This window comes from Paenibacillus sp. EKM206P (assembly GCF_011066155.1).
In the GTDB taxonomy this organism is placed as follows: Bacteria; Bacillota; Bacilli; order Paenibacillales; family Paenibacillaceae; genus Paenibacillus; species Paenibacillus polymyxa_D.
Window position 1 is genome coordinate 1 of sequence record NZ_JAAMNQ010000120.1, and the last position, 261, is coordinate 261.

The 261-nt window shown below is 62.1% G+C and carries 1 protein-coding gene; it reads left to right on the top strand.

All coding sequences use genetic code 11. The features are described from left to right. Positions 1-261 (top strand): hypothetical protein (locus G9G53_RS26015; protein WP_165150914.1); only part of this gene is annotated, 261 nt, incomplete at both ends.

Genomic DNA, 261 nt, shown 5'->3' on the forward strand with positions numbered 1-261 from the left:
TGAGCTGCGGATCGAGGAGGTACAGGCCGAACTGGAAGCCGGACTGCCAGCGCACATGGTGCCTGCACGTTTGATGCGACTGGAGACGATCCCCCTGACGAGCAACGGCAAAATCGACCGCAAGGCCTTGCCGGAACCGGAAGGAAGCATCCATACGGGTGCAGCCTATGTGGCACCGCGTACGACGGTGGAGCAAGTACTGGCTGCGGTATGGGCCGGGGTGCTCGGCGTGGAAGCGGTAGGTGCGCAGGATAACTTCTT